The following is a 1,966-nucleotide window of genomic DNA, read 5'->3' on the forward strand; positions in this document are numbered from 1 at the left end:
CGTCACCTTCGGCGACGGCACCAACGGCACGGTCAAGACGCTCGATCAGCTCAACACCAAGCTGCAGGCCAACAACCTGACGGCGACGATCGACGCCAACGGCCTGCTGACGATCTCCACCACCAACGACTACGCGTCCTCGACCATCGGTTCGAGCGCCGCAGGTGGTGCGATCGGCGGCACGCTGACGACCGCTCTGACGTTCTCGACGGCTTCCAGCCCCGTCCAGGACACCGTTGCCCAGACCTCGCGCGCCAACCTGGTCAACCAGTACAACAACATCCTGAACCAGATCGACACGACGGCGCAGGACTCCTCGTTCAACGGTGTCAACCTCTTGAACGGCGACCAGCTCAAGCTGGTGTTCGACGAGACCGGCAAGTCGAACCTCAGCATCACCGGCGTGACCTACAACTCCAAGGGTCTGGGCCTTGCTGCGCTGACCAGCGGTGTCGACTTCATCGATAACGCTGCCACCAACAAGGTGCTGACCAACCTGAATGCCGCGTCGAGCACACTTCGCTCGGAAGCTTCGAGCCTCGGCTCGAACCTCTCGGTGGTGCAGGTTCGTCAGGACTTCAACAAGAGCCTGATCAACGTGCTGCAGACCGGCTCGTCCAACCTGACCCTGGCCGACACCAATACCGAAGCGGCCAACAGCCAGGCGTTGTCGACCCGTCAGTCGATCGCGGTCTCCGCGCTGTCGCTGGCCAACCAGTCGCAGCAGAGCGTGCTGCAGCTGCTCCGCTAAGGCGCGGACGACATCGCAAGACGATTACGGCGGCGGGGCTTCGGCCCCGCCGCTTTCTTTTTGCGCCGCATCTGAGTGCCGCCCGGCAAGGTCGGAGCGGTTCATTCGATGCAGTCAATTGCTCACTCTCAGTTATGGTTGACAAGTCGCAAATGCCTCATCGCTGCACCGAAAAGCGCCGTCCTATCATGATGATATTGGTGAGCACGATCAGGTTCGAGAGGCGCACATGGTGAATCCGCGCAAGGACTGGCGCGACACGCTTCATGCTTTGTTAGCCCTCCGCGTTCACCGTCCCGAGCATCGATTAATCCTAATCGAAGTCTTGTTGCGTTGCGTACCAGAAGGGTAACACTCAATGTCCGGTATCGTTCTCTCCGCATCGGTTCGTCAGAACCTGCTGTCTCTCCAGTCCACCGCCGATCTTCTCGCCACCACCCAGAGCCGTCTGTCGACCGGCAAGAGCGTCAACTCGGCCCTGGACAATCCCACCAACTTCTTCACGGCCCAGTCGCTCGACAACCGCGCCAGCGACATCAACAACCTGCTTGACGGCATCGCCAACGGCGTGCAGGTGCTGCAGGCTGCCAACACCGGCATCACCTCGCTGCAGAAGCTGATCGACTCTGCCAAGTCGATCGCCAACCAGGCGCTGCAGACCACGGTCGGCTATTCCACCAAGTCCAACGTCTCCACCACCATCTCCGGTGCGACGGCGGCCGACCTGCGCGGCACGACGAGCTTCGCCAGCGCCACCGCGAGCAGCAACGTGCTCTATAGCGGCGCGGCCGGCGGCATCACCGCGGCGACCGGCACCAGCACGCTCGGCGCCAGCATCGGCGTCTTCGCAGGCACTGGCGCAACGACCGGCGCCGGCGGTACCACGACCCTGGAAGGCACCATCACCCTGATCGCCACCAACGGCACGAGCGCCAGTGGCCTGGCCGGCAACGCCCAGCCCGCCGACGGCGACACCCTGACCGTGAACGGCAAGACCATCACCTTCCGTGCCGGCGTCGCGCCGGCGGCGACCGGTGTTCCCGCCGGTTCGGGCGTCAGCGGCCATCTCGTCACCGACGGCAGCGGCAACACCACCGTCTATCTCGGTAGCACCGGCACGCCGGCAACGCTTGCAACCGTCGACGATCTGTTCACCGCGATCGATCTCGCCAGCGGCGTCAAGACAGTTGCCATCAGCTCCGGTGCTGCGACGAT

Annotated in this window: 2 protein-coding genes; both read left to right on the forward strand. The window is 63.4% G+C overall.

The window, feature by feature from the left end:
* A partial coding sequence (locus HZZ16_RS36845; RefSeq protein WP_283815920.1) for a flagellin occupies positions 1-751 on the forward strand: 751 nt, incomplete at its 5' end.
* 358 nt (positions 752-1,109) lie between these two features.
* Positions 1,110-1,966 (forward strand): DUF1522 domain-containing protein (locus tag HZZ16_RS36850; RefSeq protein ID WP_197955753.1); only part of this gene is annotated, 857 nt, incomplete at its 3' end.

Source organism: Bradyrhizobium glycinis, from assembly GCF_016031655.1.
GTDB classification, from domain to species: domain Bacteria; phylum Pseudomonadota; class Alphaproteobacteria; order Rhizobiales; family Xanthobacteraceae; genus Bradyrhizobium; species Bradyrhizobium glycinis.